The 1,312-nt window shown below is 57.3% G+C and carries 1 rRNA gene (running past one end of the window); it reads left to right on the forward strand.

The window, feature by feature from the left end:
* Nucleotides 1-1,312 (forward strand): 23S ribosomal RNA (locus tag QSK37_RS51255) (its annotated part extends 1,369 nt beyond the left edge of the window); the annotation flags it as partial.

Below are 1,312 nucleotides of genomic sequence, written 5' to 3' on the forward strand. Positions count from 1 at the left end.
CGCACCATAGGTAAATCCGTGGTGCATGAGGGTGAGATGTGATGCCGAGCCGATTTAGGTGAAGTGAGTGATCCCATGCTGTCGAGAAAAGCCTCTAGCGATGTGTGTCGGCGGCCCGTACCCTAAACCGACTCAGGTGGTCAGGTAGAGAATACCAAGGCGATCGGGTGAACTGTGGTTAAGGAACTCGGCAAATTGCCCCCGTAACTTTGGGAGAAGGGGGGCCCCTGCTGGTGACCGACCTAGCGTTGTGAGCTGGTGGGGGTCGCAGATACCAGGGGGAAGCGACTGTTTACTAAAAACACAGGTCCGTGCGAAGTCGTAAGACGCTGTATACGGACTGACGCCTGCCCGGTGCCGGAACGTTAAGAGGACTGGTCAGCCCTTCGGGGTGAAGCTGAGAATCTAAGCGCCGGTAAACGGCGGTGGTAACTATAACCATCCTAAGGTAGCGAAATTCCTTGTCGGGTAAGTTCCGACCTGCACGAATGGCGTAACGACTTCCCCACTGTCTCAACCACAGGCCCGGTGAAATTGCACTACGAGTAAAGATGCTCGTTACGCGCAGCAGGACGGAAAGACCCCGGGACCTTCACTATAGCTTGGCATTGGCGTTTGGAGCGTCTTGTGTAGGATAGGTGGGAGACTGTGAAGCGGTGACGCCAGTTACCGTGGAGTCGTTGGTGAAATACCACTCTGGTCGTTTTGAGCGTCTAACCCGCACCCGTGGATCCGGGTGGGGGACAGTGCCTGGTGGGTAGTTTAACTGGGGCGGTTGCCTCCCAAAGAGTAACGGAGGCGCCCAAAGGTTCCCTCAGCCTGGTTGGCAATCAGGTGTTGAGTGCAAGGGCACAAGGGAGCTTGACTGTGAGACAGACATGTCGAGCAGGTGCGAAAGCAGGGCCTAGTGATCCGGCACCACCGTGTGGATGGGGTGTCGCTCAACGGCTAAAAGGTACCCCGGGGATAACAGGCTGATCTTGCCCAAGAGTCCATATCGACGGCAAGGTTTGGCACCTCGATGTCGGCTCGTCGCATCCTGGGGCTGGAGTAGGTCCCAAGGGTTGGGCTGTTCGCCCATTAAAGCGGCACGCGAGCTGGGTTTAGAACGTCGCGAGACAGTTCGGTCCCTATCCGCTGTGCGCGTAGGAGACTTGTGAGGGTCTGTCCCTAGTACGAGAGGACCGGGACGGACGAACCTCTGGTGTGCCAGTTGTACCGCCAGGTGCATGGCTGGTTGGCTACGTTCGGTCGGGATAACCGCTGAAAGCATCTAAGCGGGAAGCCTTCCTCGAGATGAGGTCTCCCAACC

Source organism: Actinoallomurus iriomotensis, from assembly GCF_030269445.1.
GTDB lineage: Bacteria > Actinomycetota > Actinomycetes > Streptosporangiales > Streptosporangiaceae > Actinoallomurus > Actinoallomurus iriomotensis.